We start from the raw sequence: 25248 nt of genomic DNA on the forward strand, positions 1-25248 counted from the left end.
GTGCAATTAGGGGATTTATCGAACTCGTTTGCCTGGCATATCCCGTCCATTCTGATGCAGAATCAGTTGCTGAACTTCTCCTTTGTCGTTCGTCTCGAACGTTACTTGGGCATCAACTACTTTCAGATAAAACTTCGTTTTCGATTCGGCGAAGAGTTCAAATCTGGGTTGACCAGTGGCCTGACCAAAGAGTTTATCACCCTCGCGCGTGATCACAATCGCAAACGAAGGGGCAAGCTCATAGTTGCCAACGTACGATTCCAGCGTGGCTGTGTCTACAGTAATGGCTATCTCTTTAGGCGCTTCGACAGTTTCGCCTAATTCTTTCAGTTTGTCGAAACCATTAGTATTGCGTGGATTAAGCTCTACCGATTTCTTGTAATCCTGAATAGCAGCCGCTTTGTTACCTGCCGTCATGTAGGCTTCTCCCCGGCTATCATATACGTTAAATGACTTTGGATAGGCTTCGACGTTAAGCGTAAACACGTTGATCGACTCCGTTAGCTTTCCATCCCGCATGAGCTCATACCCCAGGCTATTGATGTCATTTTCATCGACATTGTAGGCTTTATCATTTTTCCAGATAGTTAATTTCTCCCGCGATTTGGCCAACGGCTCTGATAAAACCGACTGTCGTAGTAAATCTGTAATTGGCTTTTTGGGTGGTTCGATGGGTTGATTGTAGAGGATGTTGAGAATATTTTTGCGGATAGCGCCTAGTGGTGCCCCACCCGTATTGTTCAACAAAACTACCAGTTGTTTGTCTTTGGGAATTCGGCTGATGATCGTGTTGAAGCCGTTGATGCCGCCCGTGTGTTCAATAATCTGTAAGCTATCTTTCAGGTCGCCGATCTTTGTTTTTCGTACTCCCCAACCGTACGCATAACCATCTAAAAAAGGTGTAAACATGGTTGCTTTTGCGCTTGCCGACAGTAGCTTATCCGTATACAAGGCCTGATCCCAGCGGTACAAATCCTCGACGGTTGAGTACAATGACCCGGCAGCATACGGAATTGTCATATCCAGATAAGGCGAATTCACATAGGTACTGCCCTGTTTTTCGTAACCAGTTGCTCGTTTAGGGATAATCGGGCCAAATAAATCATAGCCTGTGTCTTTGAGTTGCAAAGGAGTGAGAATAGTTTCTTTCAAAAGAGTAGTATACGATTTTCCCGAGACTTTTTCGATGAGGACGCCCAGTAGAAAATAACCCGAGTTGCTATATGAGAACCTGGAACCTGGTTCGAAGTCCAGGGGCATATCCGCGAATTTTTTAATGAATCCGTTGGGCGTAGTTGGCTCTCTACTCTCCATTTCAAAAAATTTCGGGAAATTGGTATAATTGGGAATTCCCGATGTATGCGTGAGCAAGTGATGGACAGTGATTTTGTCGCCAGAGGCTTTCGGGTAATCCGGCAAATAATCGGTTACCTTCCCATCCAGTTTCAGTTTCCCCTTTTCAACCAGCTGCATAATGAGCATGGCCGTAAACTGTTTGGTAATGGAGCCTAGTCTAAATTTGGTATCGGGTGCATTCGGAATGTTCCACTCCATATTGGCCATCCCGTAGCCTTTTTTGAAAATCACCTGACCATGTTCGGCTACTAACACGCTCCCGTTAAACTGACGATTAGCAACGTACTGTTGAACGAGAGCGTCGATTTTGGCCCCTTTGGTTTGTGCGAAGGTTGGGGAGGCAATAAAAAGAATGGCTATTGCAGCCAAACAGAATCGATGAAGTACACGTGTATAGTTCATGGGAGAAGCTGATAGTGAGATGATTCGCTAAGATTGCCATTTTTCTAACGTTTACCAACGACCGCGTTTAATACTCGGTTGAGCGTCTGAAGAAATGGTCAGTAATCATAAAAAAGCCGCCTTACCTAGATAAAGTAAGACGGCTTTAGTTGAGAGTTAATGCACGTTTGTTGCGGCTATGCCACCGCAAAGCCTGAGTAAGTCCGCATAGCCTCTGGCAAGAAGCCAATAACAATATCTGATGCCGGAATACCTCGTTCGATCAGGTCGTCTGTTACTAAAATATCCGTGTTATTGACCAGTAGCCAGACTTTACCCGTTGGTTTAATCTGAAAATGGAAAACAACTCTAAACTTGAAACTACCTTGATACCATTCTGTACGCATAACTTGAAAATGGCGATGAACAGGATCAATTACTAACTCATAATCAGTGTCTGAGCCATTGTTGCGGCTCTTAACAAATTCAGTAAGCCAATCTGCAATAATCAGCGAGTAGGTTTCGATCTTAGCATCCATGCTTCTATAGTTTTTGATTCGGCATTAATGACGATAGTATTGATACTAAATTTATTCAGAATTAGTTGAGTACCTTCTTCAATAAAAAACTCATTGTAAACATTTTTAGCCACTGCAAGATAAAGAACTCGTTCGGGTTCCTTTATCTCCATAAACGTATGGTAATTTAAATACTGTCCCAAAACTGTGTGGAATTCATAAGAGATAGAAGGGGAGACAAAACTTTTGACTTCAATCGCTATCTTATCCATACCTCTTTGGGCAGCAACTATCTGTTCGGCAGCCAAATCAATCGCATAATCTCTGCCCATAATTTTAACTGAGTATGGATCGTGCGTGATTGTCCACCCATCCTTTTCAAGTGCTTCCCGAACGATGGGGTGAAATATATCTCTTGCCATATCAGTGCGCCAGCAACCAGTTTTCGCCGGTGCCGATGCCGGTTTCCATTTTAACACCCATTGGGATGGCGTTGCGCATGATTTCATCGACACGTACACGAAGGATGTCAATTTCGTCGCGGTGGGCGTCGAATACTAATTCATCGTGCACGGTTAGGATCATTTTTGACTTCAAATTCTCCTGCTGCATGAACTCGTGAATCTGAATCATGGCAATCTTGAGCATATCGGCCGCACTACCCTGAATGGGCGCGTTTACGGCGTTACGTTCGGCAAACATCCGGTCGGTTTGGTTCCGCGAATTGATGTCGCGCAGATACCGGCGACGACCCAGAATGGTTTCGGCATAGCCAAAGCCTCGCGCTTTTTCGATGCATTGGTCGATATAGTCTTTCACCGCTGGAAAACCGGCAAAATATTCTTCGATGATCTGAGCCGCTTCTTTACGGGGAATCTTTAACCGCTGGCTCAACCCGAAGGCCGAAATGCCGTAGATAATGCCAAAATTGATGGTTTTGGCTTTCCGACGCATGTCGCTCGTGACTTCATCAAGGTCGACGTGGAAGACTTTACTAGCCGTTTGGGTATGAATATCGACGCCGTTATTGAAGGCCTCCAGCATCGTCTGATCACCACTGAAAGCGGCCATAATCCGCAATTCGATTTGAGAATAATCGGCCGACATAATCACAAACTCTGGACCGCGGGGTACAAACGCTTTCCGAATTTCTTTTCCGCGTGGGGTTCGAATCGGAATGTTTTGCAGGTTGGGATTGACCGACGACAAGCGGCCTGTTGCAGCAACGGCCTGATTGAATGATGTATGAACCCGCCCGGTGCGTTTGCTAATTAGCAAAGGCAACACATCGACGTACGTATTCTTGAGTTTAACTAACTCCCGATAGTCCAGGATTTTCCGGGCAATCTCGTGCTCGGCTTCCATTTTCGACAGGATTTCCTCGCCCGTGGCGTATTGACCCGTCTTGGTCTTTTTTGCGTTCTTATCGAGCTTTAATTTATCGAACAGAACCTCGCCCAGTTGCTTTGGCGAACCGATGTTGAATGGCTCACCCGCAATGTCGAAAATCTCCTGCTGCACCTGTCGCATGTCGATTTCCAGCGTTGCCGATAGTTCGGCCAGCGCATTTGTATCCAGCGTTATACCTTCTAACTCCAGGTCGGTGAGCACCTGCACAAGTGGCATCTCGACCTGATCGAAGAGTTTGTGAAGGCTGTCTTTTTCGAGTCGGGGAGCGAAAACGTCCTTGAGCTGAAGCGTGATATCGGCATCTTCGGCGGCATAGTCTACCACCTTCTGAATATCCACATCGCGCATCGTCAACTGTCCTTTGCCTTTCTTGCCAATCAGCGACTCAATTTCAACTGGGCTATAATTCAGGTAGGTCATCGCCATCATGTCCATGTTATGGCGCATTTCTGGCTCAATCAGGTAATGGGCGATCATCGTGTCGAACAGTTTTCCCTGAACTTCCACGCCATACTTTTTCAGCATGAGCAGATCGTATTTCAGGTTCTGCCCAATCTTGCCAATGGTGGCGTTCTCAAAAACAGGTTTAAACTGGTCCACAATCAACTGGGCCTCATCACGATCGGCAGGAACAGGTACATAAAACGCTTCGCCTGTTCGATAAGCAAACGACAAACCAACCAAATCGGCTTCTACAGGATCGACAGCGGTGGTTTCAGAATCGAAACAGATACTTTCCTGAAGACCCAGATAATGCACCAGGCTAGCGCGCAACTCGGCCGTATCGACTAACCGATAATCGTGCTTAACGGATAAAATTGTTTTCCGACGTTCGGGTTGTATTGGATCTATCTCGTAATCAGGATACACATCCAAATAAGCAGGAGCCTCTGCACCGGTAGAGTCGTCTGTCGTAATGGTTTCTGTAACCTGGTTAGGTGTTTCGGCAGTACCCGAGGCAACAGGTATACTAACGGGCACTTTCTTCGATTTTGCTCTCCCCTCGCCCAATGGGCGGTCCGCCGTTGCGGGAGGGGTTGGGGGTGAGGGAGCACTGCCAAAATCAAACGGCAAGTCATCCGCGCCTGATGGATTAACCGCTCCCATATTTGGGAAGGGTATGAACGCAGGACTATTCCCCCCAGGTGAATCGAACAGATTCATTTGCCCTGCTGCCGGTGCTTTAAAAGCCGCAGGCAACGGTTTTTCATCATAATCAGCGCCCAGTAACCGAGTCTTCATCTGCCGAAACTCTAGTTCATCCAGGAGCGCAGCTAACCGAGGCTTATCGTACTCCGTATGGCGAAGGTGTTCTTCATCGAATGGAACGGGAACATCTAAATGAATCGTTGCCAGTTGTTTCGACAGCAGGCCTTGTTGAGCGAAATTGATAACGTTTTCTTTTTGTTTCCCTTTGAGTTCATCGGCGCGGGCAATCAGGTTTTCGACCGAACCGAAGTCAGCAATAAGTTTCTGAGCCGTTTTTTCGCCAATACCCGGAATCCCCGGAATGTTATCGACCGAATCGCCCATCAGGCCGAGCATATCCGTCACCTGGTCAATGCGTTCAATTTGCCAGCGGTCCAGTACCTCATTAACCCCCAGTTTTTCGGCAGGCTTGCCCATGAACGCTGGCTTGTAAATATGAATATGCTCTTCGACCAACTGGCCATAGTCTTTATCGGGTGTCATCATGTACACCTCAAAGTCGGCCAGGGCGGCTTTCTTGGCAATCGTACCGATGATATCGTCCGCTTCGTAGCCTTCCAGAATCAGAATGGGAATGTGCATGGCCTCTACAATCTGTTTGATGTAAGGCATGGCTACGCTAATATCTTCGGGCTGCGATTGGCGGGTAGCTTTGTACATCGGAAACTGCTCGTGCCGGAAGGTTTTCTTGGCTGAGTCGAACGCGACACCGATGTGGGTGGGTTTCTCCTTTGTTAACACCTCGATCATGGCATTCATGAAGCCGAATACGGCGGAGGTATTAATGCCACGTGATGAAATACGGGGAGCTTTATTGAAAGCAAAATGAGCGCGGTAAATCAGAGCCAGCGCATCGAGCAGGAAGAGTTTTTTTTGTGGTTTTGCCATTCGAAACGGTCACATATCAAGACCCCAAAGGTCGACAGTCTTGCGGACAATCGCGCGCTTTTGGTCTGACAAATTGCGAAGTTTTACAGGAGAAATTATCTATAAACAGAACAGATGTACGCTGCTTTTGATTCCTAAAATTTACCACAAAGGGCGCTGAGGTAGCGCAAAGGCCACAAAGGAATAGTAATCTTTTTCCTCTGCGGCCTTTGCGCTACCTCAGCGCCCTTTGCGGTAAAAAAATATCTTTTTAAGGTATTAATAACCGGTCTATGATGTGCACAACACCATTGGTTGCCGTAATATCTGGCCCGGTAATATTTGACGCTGTATTGGCGTTTCCACGTCCCGTTACAGTCAGTGCCGTGGTGCTGATACCTGCCGTGATCGTGCCACCCTGTAAGGTACTCAAACTTGAGCCATTGGTAATCAGTGGAGTATATGTACGGCTGTTAAGTACATGATAACTTAAAACATTCGCCAGCGCACCTGCTGGGGCTGTCGCAATCTTTGCAGAATCATAGCCCATTGCTTTAAAGGCTGCATCTGTCGGCGCAAAAACCGTGATTGGACCAGTGGCAGTTAAGGTGGCTGCGGTTTGCGTTCCGGCTTTCAATACGGCTGCCTGAAGGAGCTTAAATGATGCGGTAGGCAACAAGAGTGGGATACTCTGAATCGTAGCGGCAACGTTGCCAAAGAGAGGGGGTAACAAAACCCGATCAATCGCATAAATTACCCCGTTGCTAGCCAGACCGTCGGCCTGTAAAATATGAGCGCCATTCACTGATAAGGTGGTAGATGAAGACGAGGTCGATGTGCTCGACGATACTTTAGAGGTGTACAGCACAGCGTTAGAAAGTAATGTTTGCTGAGCGGTATTGACAGCCAAGGGGATGGCCGATGATTCTATACGAGTTGGGAGCACGTGGTATTGTAAAACGGCTTTTAGAATATCGACGGGGGCCGCATTGATAGCAGCCACATCGCCATAGCCAAACAGCTTAAAGGCATCGTCTGTGGGAGCAAAAACGGTATAGGTGCCCGCCTGGCTTAACGTTCCATCTAATCCGGCCTTAACAAGAGCGGCTTTCAGGAGCGTAAACTTACTGCCGTTATTAATGATCTCCGTAATGGTTGATAAAGCAGGTGTGGTGTCGTCCTGTTTCTTACAGGCTGTAAAGGAAAGTGTTAGAGCTGTAAATAACGTGAGAAGTAAGCCCCAACTACGTCCGGCGGACGTGTATTGACGGATTGACATAATGAATTGGTGATTAATGAGTAAGGGAGTAACGTACTGCCTGTTGGCAGAACAGACATTTGTTGGTTTTGTTCATCTGACAACAGCATTAATTTGACAATTTCTACTGACCTGCTAACTTTTCGGTGATGCTTTCCAGATTTTGGCTCAACTTATCTATTTCGTGAAACGGACGTTTTGTTGAGTCAGATACATCGAAGTCCGCAAAACTCTTTATACTTCGCTTGCCCAAGTCGGTTTTCGGTGGTTGGTTTGCAACTAGATAGTTGTCTGCCAGACACTGGTTATTAATCATCGACAAATGCCTCAACCCAAGTACGCCCACGAATCCATGACGGTCATGACCGAAATGGTATTGCCTAACGACACCAATACGCTTAACAATCTGATGGGTGGGCGACTGCTGCACTTCATGGATATTGCCGCTGCCATTGCTGCGCAAAAACATTCTAATCGGATTGTGGTCACGGCGTCGGTCGATAATGTATCCTTCTCCGAACCCATCCGATTAGGCAATATTGTAACCATGAAAGCGCAGGTGACGCGAGCGTTCAGTTCGTCGATGGAGGTCTTTATTGAGGTGTGGGCCGAAGATATTCCTGCCGGTATTCGGGTTAGCACGAACAGTGCATTCTATACGTTCGTGGCTGTCGATCAGAGTGGACGACCCATTGAAGTGCCAGCCGTTATACCCGAAACGGACGAAGAAAAAGATCGTTACGCCAGCGCTCTACGTCGGCGGCAGTTGCGGTTGGTGCTGGCCGGACGCATGAATCCGCAGGATGCCACAGAATTGCGGGAGTTTTTGAAAGTCTGAACCTGGATTTTTATGATTTTACTGACCGACTATGATTTTTACGGCTTCGCCAAAAAGAATAATAAAATCATAGTCGGTCAGTAAAATCACAAAAATCCAGGTTTCATTTGGCCAGCTTCAACGACTGCCAGGCCACCATCTGCCATTGGCCCGCATTGCGAACATAAACCGAGATATAGCGTAAATGGCTGTTTAGTGCTTCGCCGTTGTTGATGGCAACTAGTGAACAAAGTCCATTAATCACTGCTGTATTGCCATAGATTCGTACTTTCTGCTCTTCGATATCGATGGAGCTGTACTTTGTTTTCCCATCCCGAATTGATTGAAGATAGGATTGCTTCGTATCGGTACCGCCGTTCGAATGAGCGTAAACCAGATCATTCGCAAGCACACGGTCTAGTACGCCTAAATCAGCCTTTACCTGTGCTGCGAACCGCTGTTTTTCGGTTTCGATAACGGCCTTTTCATCCGCCGATGTAGCTGTAAACGAGGTCGACGCAGCGGCTGAGGGTGATACTGATGTTTGAGCCCGCACAAACTGAAGGGCGAAGAATAAACCTAAGGTTAACGTGAATTTCATTGAATTAATAAGAATAGGTGGTTACGGTCGCTACGGTAGGCTTAGCCTGGCCGGGATACTGCGAAAATTCAACCTGTTTAATTAAACGTTTCTGGGTATCATACGTATTCTGATAGGTTGAAATATAAACATCTACCTGCGCCTGACTGCCATAGTTAATAGTTCGTTTTACGACCGTGTTTTGGCTTGTTTCTCCCAGAAAGGTAAAATAGGCAGGGGGCGCATAATGATCCATATCATACACAAAAGCCGTAGTGTTATCTAACTTACCTGTTCTGTTGCTGTACTCATCGATCTGAGTAATATTTTTCGTATCGATCGTAATAGTCTGTCGATTAGAACCCCTAAGCACACTTTTCAAAATGCCTTCAGCTGAGTATTGCCTAAGGGTATCGAGAAGGGCATTTGCGTAAATACGCTTGGTATAAGCAAGAACGCGGCTTTGGGTACTATCGAGCGGGAACGAGTAGGTTTGTGTACCAGCATCGCTGGTTTGGGCCTCGGTCATTCGACCATTGGCATACGCATAGCGGTACTGATTTTTATGGGTGTACAACCCAATATCCGAGGCACTGGTTTGGGTCAGTGTGTGTTTAACCGTCCGATTCTGAGCGTCGTACTGAAATGTGTATGTATCTGCGCCAACGAAATTATAAACCTGGCCATTTACCGTATCTTTTCCGACATAGTTAAGGCTCGTTAATGGAGAGGTATAGTAGACCACCATTTTACTCACCCGCTCAATAGGTGGTTGAAATTGTCTTGCAGAAACAAATACAGGTTCAGAATCGGGGGTAGTGCAACTGTAAAAACCGATGCAACTAATCAGCAGAGGTAGGGTTGAGCGAATCATAAGGCTATACTGTTTAGAAAGCCGGAACATCCGTTTCTGGAGTATCCAGCTCGGTTAACACGATTCAAAAAGACCAGGACTTTCGCTTAGGGCCATGGCGCAGCACTAAACAATTTCAGGTTGCTCTTCAATATAAAAGCATAGCCAGCCCAATTTGTTTATTTATCGGTTTATGTGGGTACAAAAAAACCGGCCAGTTGGCCGGTTAATAACTAATTACAGAATCAGTATTGCTTTATTTCTTGGTACCTGTGATTGATTCGTACCGGCTGATGCGGCCACCTTGAACCGTTTCGGTAGTTGTCGTTATGGCAATTTGATTACTGTCAAAAACGCCTGTTGCGGTAAAGTCACCTGTAAACGTCTTGTTCAGCACGGCCATTTGATCCTGTGTGCGATCAATAACCGTGAATGCTTTACCTGAAGCATCCAACTGAGCCGTAACCTTTAGGGCTGTTGGGCGAGGAACCGTTGTTTCAATGTAAATTTCCTTTGCATTCGATCCTTTGGTGATGGTAATTGTGGCTGTTCCTGATTCTGGTGCGCTTTCAACGCCACCCACCGTAAACGAGGTTTGAAAGCCACCTACGTACGTACCAACGTATTGATCGCGTGGGTCAACGCCATCGGTGCCACCCGATTTTTTACAGGATGTAGTTAGTAGAGCGATTGCAAGTACTAGAAAGAGCACATTCCGGAAAGGCCGGACGGCGAAAGAAGTAGTCATGGTTTGGTATAGATGGGTTGTGTCCATATGATGTCTATCAAACGTCGTGCCGGGTTTGTGAAGTATAAACCAGCACGAAAAGTGCAAATTTACGTAGGTTTACGCTATGGCAGAACGATACCGCAATCAACTTTCTTACAACGCAGACAACCTGGTCGTGACCCTTTCTGAGTATTTTATTAAGAAACCTTGTGTTGGTTAAAGCCGCTACTATTCAGCTCGTACTAAACGATTACAATAAATACAAACTCTGTATTTTATTTTATATTAAATAGAAATTGTAGAATTTTATCTATAAATATATTTAATATTACAAATTATATTTTGAATAGCTAGATAATTTCATACCTTCCTGCATTGGTATTGCATTGCCTTCTTGGTGAAACAGCGTTTTGGCGAAAACCAAAACATTGAAATCAACCAATACATAGTCTAAACGCAGGAAAAGCTCTTGAATCGACGAGATTTTATGCAGGTAGCGGGCCTGGGCACCGGTACACTGATGCTATCACAACTCCCCGTTTTCGGGCGCCCCGTCTCCGAAGAAGCCCTACTCGCTCCTGGTCTGGATGTGGTCGTAAAGAAACGTCTGGCCGATGCTGCTCTCAATGCCGCCAAGTCAAAAGGCGCATCGTATGCCGACGTTCGTATTGGTCGTTACCTGAATCAGTTCGTTATCACCCGTGAAGACAAGGTTCAGAATATTGCGAGTACAGAATCGTATGGCGTAGGTATTCGCGTTATTGCCGATGGGTGTTGGGGATTTGCAGCTGTTGGCGATGCTAAAACCGAAATGGAATTGGCTAAAGCCGCTGAGAAGGCCGTTGCTATGGCCAAAGCAAACGCTTTATTACTATCAGGTGATCCAGTGCAACTGGCTCCGCAAAAAGGCTTTGGGGAGATAAGCTGGAAAACGCCCATCCAGAAAAACGCCTTCGAAATCCCTATAAAAGAGAAAGTTGATTTGCTGATGGCGGTTAACGGTGCTGCTACGAAAAACGGGGCCAGCTTTGTTAACTCCCAGCTATTTCTAATAAACGAACAGAAATACTTCGCATCGACTGATGGTTCGTATATCGATCAGGATATTCATCGGCTATGGCCTAGTTTCACTGTTACGGTTATCGATCCCAAAACCGGGAAGTTTGAAACGAGAGATGCCCTGAGCGCGCCAATGGGTATGGGCTACGAATATCTGCAAACAAATCCCGCCGACAAAATAACGGGTATTACCACTCGATACAACCAAGGCTACGACATGCTCGAAGATGTAGTAGCTGCGGCCAAACAGGCGAGACAAAAACTCACCGCCAAATCGGTTGAAGCGGGTAAATACGACCTGGTCCTTGATCCATCGCATACCTGGCTGACCATTCACGAATCGGTTGGGCACCCGCTGGAGTTAGACCGCGTGTTGGGGTACGAAGCCAATTTCGCCGGTACGTCCTTTGCGACTATCGATAAGTGGAAGACAAAGGGTTTCAATTACGGCAGTGATCAGGTTACTCTGTTTGCCGATAAAACCCAGGTTGGTTCTTTAGGGGCTGTTGGTTACGATGATGAGGGCGTTCAAACCAAACGTTGGGATCTGGTTAAAGATGGGATTCTGGTCAATTATCAGGCCATCCGGGATCAGGTTCACATGTTGGGAGAAAACGAATCGCAGGGCTGCTGTTATGCCGATAGCTGGGGCTCGGTTCAGTTCCAGCGCATGGCTAATGTGTCGTTGGCCGCCGGTAAAACACCCATCTCGGTTGATGAACTAATTAAAGATGTCAAGAAGGGCATTTACATCATTGGCGATAGCTCCTACTCCATTGATCAACAGCGCTATAACTTCCAGTTCAGCGGCCAGTTAGCCTACGAGATCAAGGATGGGCAGATCGTTGGTATGCTCAAAGATGTGGCCTATCAATCCAATACGCAGGAATTCTGGAACTCCTGCGTAAAAGTCTGCGATGAGCGCGATTACCGCTTAGGCGGCTCATTTTTCGACGGAAAGGGTCAGCCAATCCAGATCAATGCTGTCTCGCACGGCAGCGCAACCGCCCGGTTCAACGGCGTCAATGTGATCAATACAGCCCGGAAAATATAAGTATTAGGAATTAGGAGTGAGGAGCTAGGAGTGAGAATACTTCCAGCAGCTATTGGCTTGCGCCAGCTATTCTCACTCCCCGCTCCTCACTCCTATATACTCAAAGAAATGGCAATCATTCTAACTGAAGCAGACGCAAAGACGCTGTTGCAAAAGGTTTTGAGCTACTCCAAAGCCGACGAGTGTGAAGTGAATTTACAGGGCGAAGAGTGGAGCAATATTCGGTATGCGCTCAACAAAGTGACCACCTGTGGCTCAAAAACCTATAAAACAGTTTCGGTTCAATCGGCCTTTGGGAAAAAAGTAGGCGTTTCTACGGTCGATGAATTTGACGATGCTTCTTTGGAAAAGGCCGTTCGTCGTTCGGAAGAAGTTGCTCAGTTAGCTCCCGAAAATCCCGAATACATTGGCTTGTTAGGCCCTCAGCAATACCTTCCTGCCAGTGGTTTTTTCGACTCGACAGCGAACATGTCGGCAGTTGATCGGGCTAAAGCAGTGGCCCAGAGTATTCAAATCGCTAAGACGCAGAAACAAACGGTGGCTGGTTATCTGGAAGACCGTGTTGGCTATTCGGCGATGATGAATAGCAAGGGGTTGTTTGCATATTACCCCAGCACAAAAGTCAATTTCAGCGCCACCATCCGCACCGATAATGGAACTGGTTCGGGCTATGCCACGCAGGGCGTAAGCGAGTTCCCAAAGTTAAATACGGCGTCGGCCACACAAATCGCTTTACAAAAAGCGCTGGGTTCGGTAGGCGCGCGCGCTATTGAGCCGGGCAAATACACGGTCATTCTGGAGCCACTGGCTGCTGCCGTTTTACTCGAACACTTATTCCGAAGTCTGGATGCGCGTAGTGCCGATGAGGGTCGCTCATTTCTGAGCAAACCAGGTGGAAAGACTAAACTCGGAGAGAAAATCATGGACGAACGGGTAACGATCTACTCAGACCCAACGAACCCGGAATTACCCTCTTCGCCTTGGAGTGCTGATGGGCGTGCCCAGGAGAAACTTAACTGGATTGAAAAAGGCGTCGTTAAAAATCTGTCGTATTCCCGCTATTGGGCGCAGAAAAAAGGTGTCAAAGCTGTTCCGGCTCCAACCAATTTTATGATGGTGGGCGGAACGGCTTCGTTAGATGAGCTGATCAAAAGCACACAGCGAGGTATTCTGGTCACCAAATTCTGGTACATCCGCTCCGTCGATCCACAGTCATTGTTAGTTACCGGCCTGACCCGCGACGGTACGTTTTACATCGAAAACGGCAAAATCAAACATCCGATCAAGAATTTCCGGTTCAACGAAAGCCCCGTGATTATGCTCAACAATCTGGAAACGCTGGGAAAGGTAGAACGGGTGGTCAGTAGCGAAGGCTCCTTTAGTAATTACCTCATTCCGTCCATGAAAATTCGTGAGTTTACGTTCACGAGTTTGTCAGATGCAGTTTAGCATCACTGGCGCGAGCATTTGCTCGTGCCTTTTAATGTCGCCAGTATTCACTGGCGCATTAACTAGGTCTACTGTTCATTAGTGCCAGCGAATGCTGGCTTTATTAAAAGACACGACGGGGCCGCCCGTGCGGTAAATGCGCGCCAGATCACATCATGCCCACTCAAGAGAGTAACCAGACGAATCAGCTGAACCGGCGAACACTACTGAAACTGAGTCTCCATAGCGCAGTTGTCAGTGCATTGGGCGCTACTGCATCCGCACAAGCCCATGTTCCAAATTTCATCAAAGAGCCAGCTAAAAATGGCAAAATCGTTGTCATTGGAGCGGGTGCCTTTGGGGGCTGGACAGCCTTACATCTACTACGAAAAGGCTACAACGTAACGCTTGTTGATCAATTTGGCCCTGGCAACAATCAGTCAAGTTCGGGTGGCGAAACCCGCCTGATTCGGGCGTATTATGCCGACCCGCTTTATGCCGACATGGCCATACGGGCTTCACAACTCTGGAAAGAGAACGAGCCGAAGATGGGGCAAAAAATACTACATCAGAATGGCCTTTTGCTCTTCAATTACCCATCTAGCAAGGCCGAAGCCGAAGCCGCCGTTTCGATCTACAAACGGTTGGGGCTTCCGCTCGAAAAAGTAAGTTTAGATGACGCTGTCAAACGCTGGCCGCAAATTGGTACTGAAGGACTGGATCACGTCATGTTCGACCCAACGGCAGGGTATCTGGATGCCCGCAAAGGCTGTCAGGCTGTTTGTAATCTGTTTGTAAAAGAAGGGGGCACGTTTTTGCAACAACAGGTAAAACAGGAAACCATTAAAGGTGGGAAGGCAACTTCCATCACACTTGCCAATGGCACCGTATTGGAGGCCGATCAGTTCGTATTTGCCTGTGGTCCGTGGCAAACGCGCCTTTTCCCAGAACTCACGAAAAAACTTGTGGTGACCCGAGCCCTAGTGTTCTTCTTTGCCAGTCCCACAGGCCAATCCGATTTTATGGAGAATAAATTGCCAACCTGGATGGATCGGGATATGGCTGGGCCGTTTCGCTCGTTTGGGGTACCGGGCAGCGATTTTCGGGGTTTCAAATTGGGGTTGACTCCTCCAGATAACAACATAACGGATCGGTTTGATACCTATAACCGCTTTGTAAAACCGGAGGAATTTGAATTGGCCTTGGGTGTCATTAAACGACGATTCCCCAAAATGGTAGGTCAGCCGCTGATCGAACAGCGCGTTTGTCAGGTGACCATGACCCCCGACTCTGATTTCATTCTGGATACCCATCCCGAAGCCAGCAACCTCTGGGTGATGGGTGGCGATTCGGGACACGGCTATAAGCAGGGCGCTTCGTTCGGAGAGATGGCTGCCAATACTGTAGCGGGCGAGAAAGCTAAGCTGGAGAAGTTTTCGTTGAAACGGTTGATCGGGTAGGTGTTCCTGTAGAATTAAATGTTGCCAGTTTTTGTATGACCCCCTTCTGGGTCAAATGTTTATAGTAGGGTCATCTATGCTATAAATATTTGACTCTGAAGGGGGTCATACGTTATATCAATTTTAAGCCACAGTTCGTGCGGTTATGAAAAGCACGCATACGAGGAACTGGATTTACCCGTCCTGCACCTTTAGGTACTTTTTCGTTAATGCTGGATTTTGGCACGCTACCAAAAACTGTGTTACTGCCAACTTTAACGCGTTTTTGTTATATTTTTTTGGTGAGGTCGAAGTAACTGGAAGCCTTCTTTTCCTTTTCGATATAGTACGCTTAGCTAGGACCGTACACTCCCCTCAACACCTTTATGCAAACCCGTGAAATCACTGCTACTGAGGAAGTGAGCAGCCTGTACCGGAATTACGTTCTGGGGATGCTGACACTCGTGTATGTCTTCAACTTTGTTGATCGGCAATTGCTCGTCATCCTTCAGGAGTCGATAAAAAAGGAGTTGCTATTGTCCGATACGCAGCTCGGGTTACTCTCTGGGTTTACGTTTGCACTGTTTTACGTTACGCTGGGCATTCCAATTGCGCGCCTTGCTGATAAAACCAACCGTAGAAATATTGTAGCCGCATCGCTGGGTCTATGGAGTATAATGACTGCCAGCTCGGGTCTGGTGCGGAATTTCTTTCAGTTGCTATTGGCCCGAATTGGCGTGGGTGTTGGGGAAGCAGGCGGAAGTCCTCCGGCTCATGCCATGATATCCGATTACTTCCCACCCGAAAAACGAGCCACGGCGCTTTCGACTTACTCAACGGGTATTTATTTCGGGATATTGGTAGGGTATTTAATGGGTGGGTATTTGAATCAACACCTTGGCTGGCGAAACGCATTTTTTGTGGTGGGTATTCCGGGAGTTGTTTTTTCGTTGCTGTTTTTTGCGTTGGTGAAAGAGCCTAAACGTGGAGCCACTGATGCAAACCCAACGTTGGTCGCTGAATCACCCTCATTGCGGGAGGTGTTAAAACGATTGTATGCCACCAAAACCTTCGTGTATCTGGCGCTGGCTACAGGGCTGCATGTCTTTTGCCTGTATGGCGTAAATAACTGGGCACCCTCTTTTCTGGCGAGGATTCATGGGATGAAGAATACTGAAATAGGTGCTTTACTCGGCCCACTTTTTGGTATTGGTGGGGCCATCGGTTCTTATGCGGGTGGGTTATTGACCGATCACTTCGGAAAAATAGATAAACGGCTGTATCTCAGAATTCCAGCTTACGCTATTATCATCTCTATTCCGTGCGCAACAGGAGCCCTTTTTCTGGAAAATACGACTTATTCACTGATTTGCCTGGGACTAACCGCTTCTCTGCAAAGCCTGTATCTGGGGCCATCTATTGCGGTAGCTCATAGTCTGGTTCCGTCGTCGATGCGTTCGCTTACGTCTGCGATTCTCTTCTTTGTACTCAATCTGGTTGGGTTGGGATTCGGGCCATTGGTTGTCGGGATGCTCAGCGATTGGCTGACTCCGACTTTAGGCAATGAGTCGCTACGATGGGCGATGTCGATCGTAATCTTTATCAGTTTTGGGTCAACAACCCTCTTTTTGATCGCTTCCAAAAAACTAGCGGTCGATCTACAAACACTTCGTTGACATTAAGTAAATGGGCAATGTAAGATGAATAATGCTATGACTGTCAATAGGTTAATCGTTATCTGTTTTACATTGTTCATTATCCATTTACGCAAAAATATATCCTACTTCAAAGCTATGACTCGTTCCTTAATCGCCCTATTGATTTTGTTTTCCAGTATCGTTAACGATCAAACTGTACAGGCACAATCAAAAATACTGACTGAAGCGGCTCCGGCGGCTGGCGGATTTTCGGCGGCTCGTCTTGCTCGATTGGATGCTAGCATGCAAGCCTGGGTTAACCAGAAATGGGTGAATGGGTCTGTGGTTTTGATCGCTCGTCATGGCAAAGTTGTTTTCTACAAAGCGCACGGTTATAACGATCCAGCTACGAAAGCTCCTCTTGATAAGACCGGGATATTCCGGGTTGCTTCCCAAACGAAAGCGCTTACCACGGTGGCCGTCATGATGCTTTGGGAAGAGGGGAAATTCTCACTGGATGATCCGGTTTCTAAATTCATTCCAACCTTTGCTAATCAAAAAGTGCTGGCTACGTTCAACGCCAAAGACACTACCTATACGACCGTTCCGGCCAAACGACCCATCACGATTCGCGACTTGCTAACGCATACATCGGGTTTAGGTTACCCCGCCATCGGGCCTCCGGCAGAAAGCGCCATTTATGCAAAAAGCAATATGACAGGGGGAGTTGGTGTTAAAGGCCAAAAACTTTCCGACGCCATGACCCGCCTAGGTACCCTGCCGCTCTTTTTTCAACCCGGCGAACAATGGAAATATGGGCTGAATATGGACGTATTAGGCTATCTGATTGAGAAATGGTCGGGTATGAATCTGGAAGATTTTTTTCAGAAGCGTATCTGCCAGCCACTTGGCATGAAAGACACCTACTTTAACGTCCCGCCCGAGAAAGGCTCCCGGCTGGTCAACTTTTTTCAGGGTGATTCTGCGGGAACCATTAAAAAGCAGGCGTCCGTCTTTGGGGGAGTGCTCGATATGAACTATCCACTTCAAAAACACGACTATTTTTCGGGCGGAGGGGGCATGTCATCCACGGTTTATGACTATGCCACTTTCCTACAGATGTTGTTAAATAATGGAGAATACAATGGCGTTCGCCTGTTAGCTCGAAACACAGTTCGTCTGATGACCATGAATCAAATTGGCGATCTAAATCCCAATATCGGCGACCATGCCCTTGATAATAAATTCGGGTTCGGTTTTCTGGTTATTTCTGAAAATGGGAGCAAGTTTACCCCCAGTCAGGCAGGTACGTACTCCTGGGGTGGCGTCTTCTCGACCTCATATTGGGTCGATCCCAAAGAAGATATGCTGGTGTTAATCTATCGAAATATGTGGGGACCATACGTCTCCAATACCGACAAAGCCTTTAAGCCGTTGGTGTATCAGGCGATCAATGACTGATGAGCAAAAGCCGTAAAATCGGTTAACCTCAATCTGTATACCGCTTATTGATGGCCTTTATTTGACTTTTTAAGGGGATAATGTAAAAATAGTAAGACAAAAGTGCTTGTAATTAGTTATCTGTCAAACAGTTTATTCGCCAGCGAACTATGAACATCGCTCGACTTTATACTTGCTCTCTTCTGATGATTGCATTGTTTGGTAGCTGTCAGAAAAAAGATGACCCTCAGGCAACAAACTGCCAGCCGCCCGCTACCCTTATTGCCAAAGCCCCCTGCGAAAGCGGATACCCCGGCGCTCAATTAGTGGCATCGAATTATGCAGGAGGATCATTCTCTCAGTTTATCTATTATATATTCGTTCAAAAAGATACCCTCTCTAATAACCTGACCAAAGGTTCTTATGCCAATGCGTCAAATGAGCAAATCATTATCTCCGAAACCGTTTTAAAAGATGCCCCTAAATTTGTTGTGCAGGTGACGATCAACTGTAATGGGAAAGACTTACCCTCTAAATACTTCGCCTTTGTGAAACGACCCACTGCCAATTCGGGCTGTTATGCCTGGGCGTTGCAGAATTAGTAATTTCAGAACTATATTGAACAGGCAATAACGTATTTGAACCTTGATAGTATAAAGCGTTATGCCAATATAGATATGACTGATTCCCCCAGACTTTCTTCTACCGCTTTCTGGGATGTAGACATGCGGGCAATTGATTACGAAACCAATACCCGGTTCGTTATTGAAAAAGTGATGAATTATGGCTTGTGGGCTGATATCCTGGAAATATTGCGCTACTACGGTCATGAGCGAGTGAAAGCAGAGGTTGTTCAGGCGGTTTATCTCAAGAAGAAAACCCTTTCATTTTGTTGCGCTATATTTGACCTTACTCCTGATCAGTTTCGATGTTATACTCGGCAACAGTCGAACCCACTACCCTGGAATTATTAAAGCGGCTGATGCGTCAACCTTTCCTCAAATCATTTGCATTGGCAGGGGGGACAAACTTAGCCTTACATTTTGGCCATCGTTTATCGGTTGATCTTGACCTATTTACAGATCAGTCGTTTTCTGAACAAGATGTTTTTAAGGAGCTATTGGTCGACTTTCCAACAACTATCAAAACAGATGAAGCGAAGAATACGCTCAGCTTATTCATTGAGGGAATTAAAGTCGATCTGTTGGCCCACCGATATCCATTGCTTTCCAGTTTTACGCAAGAGGCAGGCGTCCGATTCTGGTCAATCGAAGATATTATCGCTATGAAACTGGGGGCTGTGAGTGGGAGAGGAGCTAAAAAAGATTTTTGGGACATAGCCAAATTGCTGGACCATTATTCACTGAGCCAAATGCTTCAATTCTTTGCGGCCAAATACGCGAATAGTGATCCAGGGTATGTAGTTCGCTCATTGACCTATTTTGAGGATGCCGAGCTACAGATTGATCCAATTGCTCTCAATGGAATTACCTGGCCCGAAGTAAAAGATTGCGTTTTGCGAGCCGTTAAGGAGCTAGTATGAACTTGTTGGCATTCTTTTCAGCCTCAATACGTTACCAAAATATTTTCAAAATTCCTGACCATACCTCGTCTGTCTCCCCGCCAGTTTTCTTAAATTTACAGACCAGCCAATAATCCTGTGAACCTTTCTAATCAGGAAAATCCTGGTTCAGACACTTCAGACGTATGCAATTCTCACACCTTCACTGCCACACGCAATACTCGCTGCTCGACGGTCAAGCCGACATTAAGAAGCTGATTAAGAAGGCAAAAGCCGACAATATGCCTGCCGTCGCTATCACCGACCACGGCAACATGTTCGGGGTATTTGAGTTCGTAGCAGAAGCCAGCAAGCAGGGCATCAAGCCGATTGTGGGATGTGAATTCTACGTGGTGGAGGATCACCATAAAAAGCAGTTTACCAAGGAGCAGAAAGACGTCCGATACCACCAGTTGTTGTTGGCTAAGAACGCACAGGGTTATAAAAACCTGGCGAAACTCTGCTCATTGGGGTATATGGAGGGTTTGTACGGTAAATACCCCCGTGTTACCAAAGCACTTATCGACCAATATAAAGAAGGGTTGATTGCATCCACCTGTTGCATCGGTGCGTCGGTTCCGAAAACAATTCTTAAAAAAGGCGAAGAAGCGGGCGAAATTGAATTCAAATGGTGGCTCGACCGCTTTGGGGAGGATTATTATGTTGAACTCCAACGTCATGAAATTCCTGATCAGATCAAAGCCAACGAAGTACTGATCAAGTTTGCCCGGAAATATAACGTCAAGATTATTGCGTCCAACGATTCGCACTATGTCGATCAAGACGACTGGGTAGCGCATGATATCTTGCTGTGTGTCAACACCAACGAAAAGCAAAGCACGCCGTCGATGAAGGATTTCAGCGATGACGATGTGATGCCTAAAAATACACGCTTTGCTTTCTTCAGCGATCAGTTCTATTTCAAGAACACGCAGGAGATGACCACGCTCTTCCACGACCTGCCCGAAGCCATCGACAACACCAATGAGATTGTTGGCAAAGTGGATACGCTGAAGTTGAAGCGCGATATTATGCTGCCCAACTTTCCCATTCCGAAGGAGTTTCAGCAACATACCGATGATGTACTCAACCAGTGGGAATACCTGCGCCACCTTACGTATGAAGGGGCTAAGCAACGCTATGTAGATATTCTGCCGCATATTCAGGAGCGCCTTGATTTTGAATTGTTTACAATCAGAACGATGGGTTTCGCGGGTTACTTCCTGATCGTGTCTGACTTCATCAAAGCGGGTCGCGATTTGGGGGTTATGATTGGCCCTGGTCGTGGTTCAGCGGCTGGTAGTGCGGTGGCGTATTGTACCGGCATTACCAACATTGACCCGATTAAATACGACTTGCTGTTCGAGCGGTTTCTGAACCCCGACCGGAAGTCGATGCCCGATATCGATACGGACTTTGATGATGAAGGCCGCCAGAAGGTGATTGACTACGTGGTGCAGAAGTACGGCAAATCGCAGGTGGCGCAGATTGTGACCTACGGTACCATGGCTTCGAAATCGTCGATCAAAGACGTTGCGCGGGTTATGGATTTGCCTCTGCAGGATGCCAACGCCGTGGTGAAGCTCGTGCCCGACAAGCCGACCTACAACATGACCCTCAAGCGCATCTTCGAAGATCCAATTGACGGGCCGGGTGGATTAGCCAGCGTTATTCAGCCCGAAGAGGTCGATAACGTGAAGCGCATGCGTGCCCTTGAATCGGGCGACAAAAGCGCGGCTATGGCCATGCGCATTGTCGATTACGAAAAGGTGTCGGCTGTACTCAAACAAGCCCGAAAACTTGAAGGAACTGTTCGTAATACGGGACTGCACGCAGCTGGAATTATCATCGCTCCCAGCGATTTGTCGGATATTGTTCCGGTATCGACCTCAAAAGATACGAACCTGATTATTACCCAGTATGAGGGTAAAGTTATTGAGGATGCGGGCGTAATTAAGATGGACTTTTTGGGTCTGCGCAACTTGACTATCATCAAGGAGTGCCTCCGACTCATCCGGCAAAATTATGGTGGTTTCCTCATCGATGGCGTCGAAACTGACATCGATGATATTCCACTAGACGACGACGAAACCTACAAACTCTTCCAGCGGGGCGAAACCAACGCCGTATTCCAGTTTGAATCCGACGGCATGAAAAAGCACATGAAAGACCTGAAGCCTGACCGCTTTGGTGACCTCATTGCTATGAACGCCCTCTACCGTCCGGGCCCGATTGCCTACATTCCGAACTACATCAACCGTAAACATGGTCGCGAAGAAGTCAAATACGATATGCCAGAAATGGAGGAGTATTTGGCTGACACCTACGGGATTACAGTTTATCAGGAGCAGTTAATGCTGCTCTCGCAAAAGCTGGGCAACTTCACCAAAGGCGACGCTGATATTCTGCGGAAGGCGATGGGGAAGAAGGACAAAGCCACGCTGGATAAAATGAAGGGTAAGTTTATGGATGGTTGTGCATCCAACAATTTGCCCCTGAAAGTTTGTGAAAAAGTCTGGACCGACTGGGAGGCCTTCGCGTCGTACGCCTTTAACAAATCGCACTCGACCTGCTACGCCTTCGTTGCCTATCAAACGGCTTACCTCAAAGCCCATTACCGTTCGGAGTATATGGCGGCCGTTTTGACAAGCTGCCTGGGTACGATCGATAAAATTACGTTCTTCATGGAGGAATGTAAGAATATCAACATTCCCGTTCTTGGGCCCGATGTAAACGAATCAGAGCGTTTCTTTGGGGTTAACCAAAAAGGGGAAATTCGTTTTGGATTAGGTGGTATCAAAGGAGCGGGTGATGCGGCTGTCGAAGCCATTATTGAGGAAAGAAAAGCAGGTGGGCCCTTCAAGGACATCTTCGACTTTGCCATTCGGGTCAACCTCCGAACCGTGAACAAGAAAACCTGGGAATCGCTGGCCTATGCGGGTGCGTTCGATAACCTCGACGAGTACCACCGGGCGCAGTATTTCAACATGGCCGAAGGTGATACATCGCCATTTCTGGATAAAATCATTCGGTACGCCAACAACTACCACGCTGAGAAAGCCGCTGCCCAACAGTCGCTGTTTGGGGCTATGATGAATGGCGAACCCATGCTCGCCCGGCCTAAACCTCCTACGGTAGAAGAGTGGAACCAGATCGAAAAACTGAAGTTTGAGAAAGACGTTGTCGGCTTTTATATCACAGGCCATCCACTCGACGAATTCAAACTCGAAATGGACGGATTCTGTAATTGTACACTGGCCAATATTTTCGAAACCAAACAACCTGAAATTAAAGTTGGGGGCATTGTGTCCGCAGTGCAAATGCGGGTAACTAAAAGCGGTAACCCGTTCTGTATCTTCAAGATAGAAGACTACAACTCGTCCCTCGAAATGGCCCTGTTCGGAGATGATTACGTCCGACTGGTGCAATACATTGAGGTGGGTCGCTTCCTGCACATTACAGGCAAAACCCAGAACAAATGGGGTTCGGAACAATTGGAATTCAAGCCTGTAAGTATCCGATTGTTGAACGACATGCGTGAAAAATTCTGCAAAGAATTACGTGTCTCCTTAACTCTCGATGCCTTGAATGCCCAGGTCGTTACGAAGCTCAACGAGTTGGCCAATGCGCACCCCGGCACCTGTACACTTTCCTTTAACGTTGTCGACCCAATCGAGCGCATCGAGATCAGTTTACAGGCAAGAACGCTGAAAGTTTCACCAGCCAACTCGTTCCTGAAGGCGTTGGAAGCCATTGATGGCGTGACGTGTAAGGTGGCGTAGGTCGCAGTTAAAAAGGAAGATTTATTGTCAGTCTCCTGATTCATAAAACAACAAAGAAGCCCAGCCTGATGATCAGGCTGGGCTTCTTTGTTAAATAGTAATGGATTAATATCCAGGGTTTTGAGCGAGTACGCTCTTGCCCTGCGAGTCAATCTGAGTCTGCGGAATTGGCATGTACTCATCTTTACCGGCCGTGAATTTAGCACCTGTGTAACCCACTGGCAACAATTTGCTTTCATAGGCAATGAAGGCGTTCATCACAGTTGAAGCCGTGCCCCAACGAACTAAATCGTAGAACCGGTGGCCTTCGCCCGACAGCTCCAACTTGCGCTCAAACTGAACCGCTGTCCGAGCCGTTGTTTTGTCCGCAAAAGCCGTGTACAAACCAATCTGATAATTAGCGGCATTAGCACCAGCGGCCGTTTTTACATAAGTCGTGCCTTTGGCCCGGCTGCGAATCTGGTTCACATACGATAGCGCCGTTGCCAAGCTACCCACTTCCACCTCACACTCAGCCGCCATCAGCAGTACATCCGAATACCGGATGATGTTGTAGTTGATAGCTGAATAGCCATCCGTCCATGAGCTACCATCGGTCAGTGATTTATCCTGCGATTTGTAGAAGACAAACTTGATGGGCGAGTAAGGACCAGCAAACGTCTGGTCACGAATCCAGTCCAGACCTGGGTGCACCTGCCAATCCAGGTAAGGAATACCCCGACGACCAATCGACCAGTCTAAACGAGGATCGACAGGACCGGCATCTGGTGTAAAGGCTGCACTCGACGCAATACCCATGTCGTTTTTCAACTGATTGGCGCCCGTGTTGTAGGAACCATCCAATAAGGGCAAGCCATTGGCATCTACCCGGAAGGAGTTGGCTAACTCGAAGCTAGGGGCAAAGAAACCGCAGCAACCAGCAGGACCGTTCGACCCCGTGTTATAGGGGAAGTTCAGCACCAGATCAGGGTTAGCATTATCCGAACTACCGGTGTTGGCAGCCGCCTGAATGGCAAAAACGGACTCCGAGCTGTTGTCTTTAGCGGCATTGAAGTTATCCTGGAAGTTAGCTACCAGGGCGTACTTTTTGCCATCGGAGGTCATACCGCTGGCAATCACCTGATCGAACAGGGTTTTAGCATCGGCATATTTCTTCTGATAGAGATAAGTCTTGGCCAGATAAGCGGTAGCGGCCCATTTGTTAGCCCGACCCACGGCACCCTGACTCACCGGCAGGTTATCAACCGCGTATTTGAAATCAGCCTCGATATTAGGCCAGATATCAGAACTATTGGGAACCGCTTCGATACCTGTGCCATAGTCCTTGGTTTCATCAACGTAAGGAACCATGTTGAACGCACGTTTTAACTCGAAGTAGTAGTGAGCGCGTAGGAAGCGAGCTTCCCCCGAGATACGAGCTTTATCAGCTGTTGTCACGTCGGCACCAGCGGTGGCTAACGAGCGCAGGGTAGAGTTACAGCGAGCAATGCCTTCGTACATGGCATTCCACTTGGCGTTCACCTCACCGCTAGAAGGCAGCAACTGATAAGTCTGATAAGGAGTCAGGGCGTTAAAGTCACCCGAGTTGGAGCCTTTGTTGGCATCGCCCCCAGAAATACTACCGCGTACCCAGTTGAAGGAGCTGGCCGATTGGGAGAAGCCACGGGCGTTCAACTGAGCATAAGCACCAATCAGGAGTCCGTCGAGTCCAGCTTTTGACGTGAGATTAGCCCCGGCCAGCTGTCCGGTGGCGGGCACGTCGAGGAATTTGTCCTGGCAAGCGAAGGTAACCATGACCATCATGGCAGTGGCTACGGTTCCCTTGGTTATATATTTTTTCATAGTGCGATTTGCCTAAGAAATAAAATG

At 47.3% G+C, this 25248-nt stretch carries 19 protein-coding genes; 10 read left to right on the forward strand and 9 right to left on the reverse strand.

Translation table 11 applies throughout. From position 1 onward, the window contains the following. Positions 1-15: 15 nt before the first annotated feature. The 5 genes from H3H32_RS02200 to H3H32_RS02220 all read right to left on the reverse strand — a co-directional run bounded on the left by H3H32_RS02200 (position 16) and on the right by H3H32_RS02220 (position 7020). Positions 16-1758: a serine hydrolase gene (locus H3H32_RS02200; protein ID WP_182461047.1), complete on the reverse strand. Its 1743-nt coding sequence runs from the start codon at positions 1756-1758 to the stop codon at positions 16-18. Positions 1759-1934: 176 nt separating this feature from the next. Further along, positions 1935-2276, reverse strand: coding sequence for an element excision factor XisI family protein (locus tag H3H32_RS02205; protein ID WP_182461048.1), 342 nt, complete (start codon positions 2274-2276; stop codon positions 1935-1937). After that, on the reverse strand, positions 2246-2677 hold the full coding sequence (locus tag H3H32_RS02210; RefSeq protein ID WP_182461049.1) for an element excision factor XisH family protein: 432 nt from the start codon (positions 2675-2677) through the stop codon (positions 2246-2248). The genes H3H32_RS02205 and H3H32_RS02210 overlap by 31 nt, the downstream gene beginning before the upstream one ends. Position 2678: 1 nt before the next feature. Beyond that, a complete protein-coding gene (gene polA / locus H3H32_RS02215; protein WP_182461050.1) occupies positions 2679-5762 on the reverse strand; it encodes a DNA polymerase I in 3084 nt (1027 codons plus the stop codon). Positions 5763-6012: 250 nt separating this feature from the next. Continuing rightward, complete coding sequence (locus H3H32_RS02220) at positions 6013-7020, reverse strand: fasciclin domain-containing protein (protein WP_182461051.1); 1008 nt, start codon at positions 7018-7020, stop codon at positions 6013-6015. A 301-nt stretch (positions 7021-7321) separates the two neighbouring features. Between H3H32_RS02220 and H3H32_RS02225 the strand changes: the two genes are divergently transcribed. Continuing rightward, positions 7322-7837: an acyl-CoA thioesterase gene (locus H3H32_RS02225; protein ID WP_182461052.1), complete on the forward strand. Its 516-nt coding sequence runs from the start codon at positions 7322-7324 to the stop codon at positions 7835-7837. A gap of 103 nt (positions 7838-7940) precedes the next feature. Here the strand turns inward: H3H32_RS02225 and H3H32_RS02230 are convergent, their stop codons facing one another. The 3 genes from H3H32_RS02230 to H3H32_RS02240 form a co-directional block, all read right to left on the reverse strand. Further along, positions 7941-8417 carry a nuclear transport factor 2 family protein gene (locus H3H32_RS02230; RefSeq protein WP_182461053.1) on the reverse strand — a complete coding sequence of 159 codons (477 nt, stop codon included), beginning with the start codon at positions 8415-8417 and terminating at the stop codon, positions 7941-7943. Positions 8418-8421: 4 nt separating this feature from the next. After that, the gene (locus H3H32_RS02235) at positions 8422-9270 is read right to left on the reverse strand and encodes a hypothetical protein (protein ID WP_182461054.1); all 849 of its coding nucleotides are present in this window, start codon (positions 9268-9270) and stop codon (positions 8422-8424) included. 235 nt (positions 9271-9505) lie between these two features. Further along, positions 9506-9997, reverse strand: a complete 492-nt coding sequence (locus H3H32_RS02240; protein WP_182461055.1) for a hypothetical protein — start codon at positions 9995-9997, stop codon at positions 9506-9508. A gap of 451 nt (positions 9998-10448) precedes the next feature. Between H3H32_RS02240 and H3H32_RS02245 the strand changes: the two genes are divergently transcribed. The 9 genes from H3H32_RS02245 (at position 10449) to dnaE (ending at position 23379) form a co-directional block, all read left to right on the forward strand. After that, positions 10449-12092 carry a TldD/PmbA family protein gene (locus tag H3H32_RS02245; RefSeq protein ID WP_182461056.1) on the forward strand — a complete coding sequence of 548 codons (1644 nt, stop codon included), beginning with the start codon at positions 10449-10451 and terminating at the stop codon, positions 12090-12092. Positions 12093-12200: 108 nt separating this feature from the next. Beyond that, entirely contained in the window at positions 12201-13541 is a 1341-nt protein-coding gene (locus H3H32_RS02250) for a TldD/PmbA family protein (protein ID WP_182461057.1), read from the forward strand. Between the two features lie 155 nt (positions 13542-13696). Continuing rightward, the gene (locus H3H32_RS02255; RefSeq protein ID WP_182461058.1) at positions 13697-14980 is read left to right on the forward strand and encodes an NAD(P)/FAD-dependent oxidoreductase; all 1284 of its coding nucleotides are present in this window, start codon (positions 13697-13699) and stop codon (positions 14978-14980) included. 365 nt (positions 14981-15345) lie between these two features. Continuing rightward, positions 15346-16635 (forward strand): spinster family MFS transporter, encoded by a 1290-nt coding sequence (locus H3H32_RS02260; protein ID WP_182461059.1) that lies wholly within the window; start codon positions 15346-15348, stop codon positions 16633-16635. Positions 16636-16752: 117 nt separating this feature from the next. Beyond that, a complete protein-coding gene (locus H3H32_RS02265) occupies positions 16753-18057 on the forward strand; it encodes a serine hydrolase domain-containing protein (RefSeq protein ID WP_182461060.1) in 1305 nt (434 codons plus the stop codon). 149 nt (positions 18058-18206) lie between these two features. Continuing rightward, complete coding sequence (locus H3H32_RS02270) at positions 18207-18638, forward strand: hypothetical protein (protein WP_182461061.1); 432 nt, start codon at positions 18207-18209, stop codon at positions 18636-18638. A 75-nt stretch (positions 18639-18713) separates the two neighbouring features. Next, positions 18714-19010, forward strand: coding sequence for a DUF6922 domain-containing protein (locus H3H32_RS02275; RefSeq protein ID WP_182461062.1), 297 nt, complete (start codon positions 18714-18716; stop codon positions 19008-19010). Positions 19011-19018: 8 nt separating this feature from the next. Then, positions 19019-19579, forward strand: coding sequence for a nucleotidyl transferase AbiEii/AbiGii toxin family protein (locus tag H3H32_RS02280; protein WP_182461063.1), 561 nt, complete (start codon positions 19019-19021; stop codon positions 19577-19579). A 164-nt stretch (positions 19580-19743) separates the two neighbouring features. Continuing rightward, on the forward strand, positions 19744-23379 hold the full coding sequence (gene dnaE / locus H3H32_RS02285) for a DNA polymerase III subunit alpha (RefSeq protein WP_182461064.1): 3636 nt from the start codon (positions 19744-19746) through the stop codon (positions 23377-23379). Between the two features lie 105 nt (positions 23380-23484). Here the strand turns inward: dnaE and H3H32_RS02290 are convergent, their stop codons facing one another. Then, positions 23485-25221 (reverse strand): RagB/SusD family nutrient uptake outer membrane protein, encoded by a 1737-nt coding sequence (locus H3H32_RS02290; RefSeq protein WP_182461065.1) that lies wholly within the window; start codon positions 25219-25221, stop codon positions 23485-23487. Positions 25222-25248 lie beyond the last annotated feature (27 nt).

The sequence above is a fragment of the Spirosoma foliorum genome, from assembly GCF_014117325.1.
In the GTDB taxonomy this organism is placed as follows: Bacteria; Bacteroidota; Bacteroidia; order Cytophagales; family Spirosomataceae; genus Spirosoma; species Spirosoma foliorum.

What these genes read in the sequence shown, in the direction of transcription:
- H3H32_RS02250 (WP_182461057.1), top strand. Translation starts at nt 12,201, where the DNA reads ATGGCAATCATTCTAACTGAAGCAGACGCAAAGACGCTGTTGCAAAAG.
- H3H32_RS02225 (WP_182461052.1), top strand. Translation starts at nt 7,322, where the DNA reads ATGCCTCAACCCAAGTACGCCCACGAATCCATGACGGTCATGACCGAA.
- H3H32_RS02210 (WP_182461049.1), bottom strand. Translation starts at nt 2,677, where the DNA reads ATGGCAAGAGATATATTTCACCCCATCGTTCGGGAAGCACTTGAAAAG.
- polA (WP_182461050.1), bottom strand. Translation starts at nt 5,762, where the DNA reads ATGGCAAAACCACAAAAAAAACTCTTCCTGCTCGATGCGCTGGCTCTG.
- H3H32_RS02230 (WP_182461053.1), bottom strand. Translation starts at nt 8,417, where the DNA reads ATGAAATTCACGTTAACCTTAGGTTTATTCTTCGCCCTTCAGTTTGTG.
- dnaE (WP_182461064.1), top strand. Translation starts at nt 19,744, where the DNA reads ATGCAATTCTCACACCTTCACTGCCACACGCAATACTCGCTGCTCGAC.
- H3H32_RS02290 (WP_182461065.1), bottom strand. Translation starts at nt 25,221, where the DNA reads ATGAAAAAATATATAACCAAGGGAACCGTAGCCACTGCCATGATGGTC.
- H3H32_RS02255 (WP_182461058.1), top strand. Translation starts at nt 13,697, where the DNA reads ATGCCCACTCAAGAGAGTAACCAGACGAATCAGCTGAACCGGCGAACA.
- H3H32_RS02240 (WP_182461055.1), bottom strand. Translation starts at nt 9,997, where the DNA reads ATGACTACTTCTTTCGCCGTCCGGCCTTTCCGGAATGTGCTCTTTCTA.
- H3H32_RS02280 (WP_182461063.1), top strand. Translation starts at nt 19,019, where the DNA reads ATGCGTCAACCTTTCCTCAAATCATTTGCATTGGCAGGGGGGACAAAC.
- H3H32_RS02275 (WP_182461062.1), top strand. Translation starts at nt 18,714, where the DNA reads ATGACTGATTCCCCCAGACTTTCTTCTACCGCTTTCTGGGATGTAGAC.
- H3H32_RS02235 (WP_182461054.1), bottom strand. Translation starts at nt 9,270, where the DNA reads ATGATTCGCTCAACCCTACCTCTGCTGATTAGTTGCATCGGTTTTTAC.
- H3H32_RS02265 (WP_182461060.1), top strand. Translation starts at nt 16,753, where the DNA reads ATGACTCGTTCCTTAATCGCCCTATTGATTTTGTTTTCCAGTATCGTT.
- H3H32_RS02205 (WP_182461048.1), bottom strand. Translation starts at nt 2,276, where the DNA reads ATGGATGCTAAGATCGAAACCTACTCGCTGATTATTGCAGATTGGCTT.
- H3H32_RS02220 (WP_182461051.1), bottom strand. Translation starts at nt 7,020, where the DNA reads ATGTCAATCCGTCAATACACGTCCGCCGGACGTAGTTGGGGCTTACTT.
- H3H32_RS02200 (WP_182461047.1), bottom strand. Translation starts at nt 1,758, where the DNA reads ATGAACTATACACGTGTACTTCATCGATTCTGTTTGGCTGCAATAGCC.
- H3H32_RS02260 (WP_182461059.1), top strand. Translation starts at nt 15,346, where the DNA reads ATGCAAACCCGTGAAATCACTGCTACTGAGGAAGTGAGCAGCCTGTAC.
- H3H32_RS02270 (WP_182461061.1), top strand. Translation starts at nt 18,207, where the DNA reads ATGAACATCGCTCGACTTTATACTTGCTCTCTTCTGATGATTGCATTG.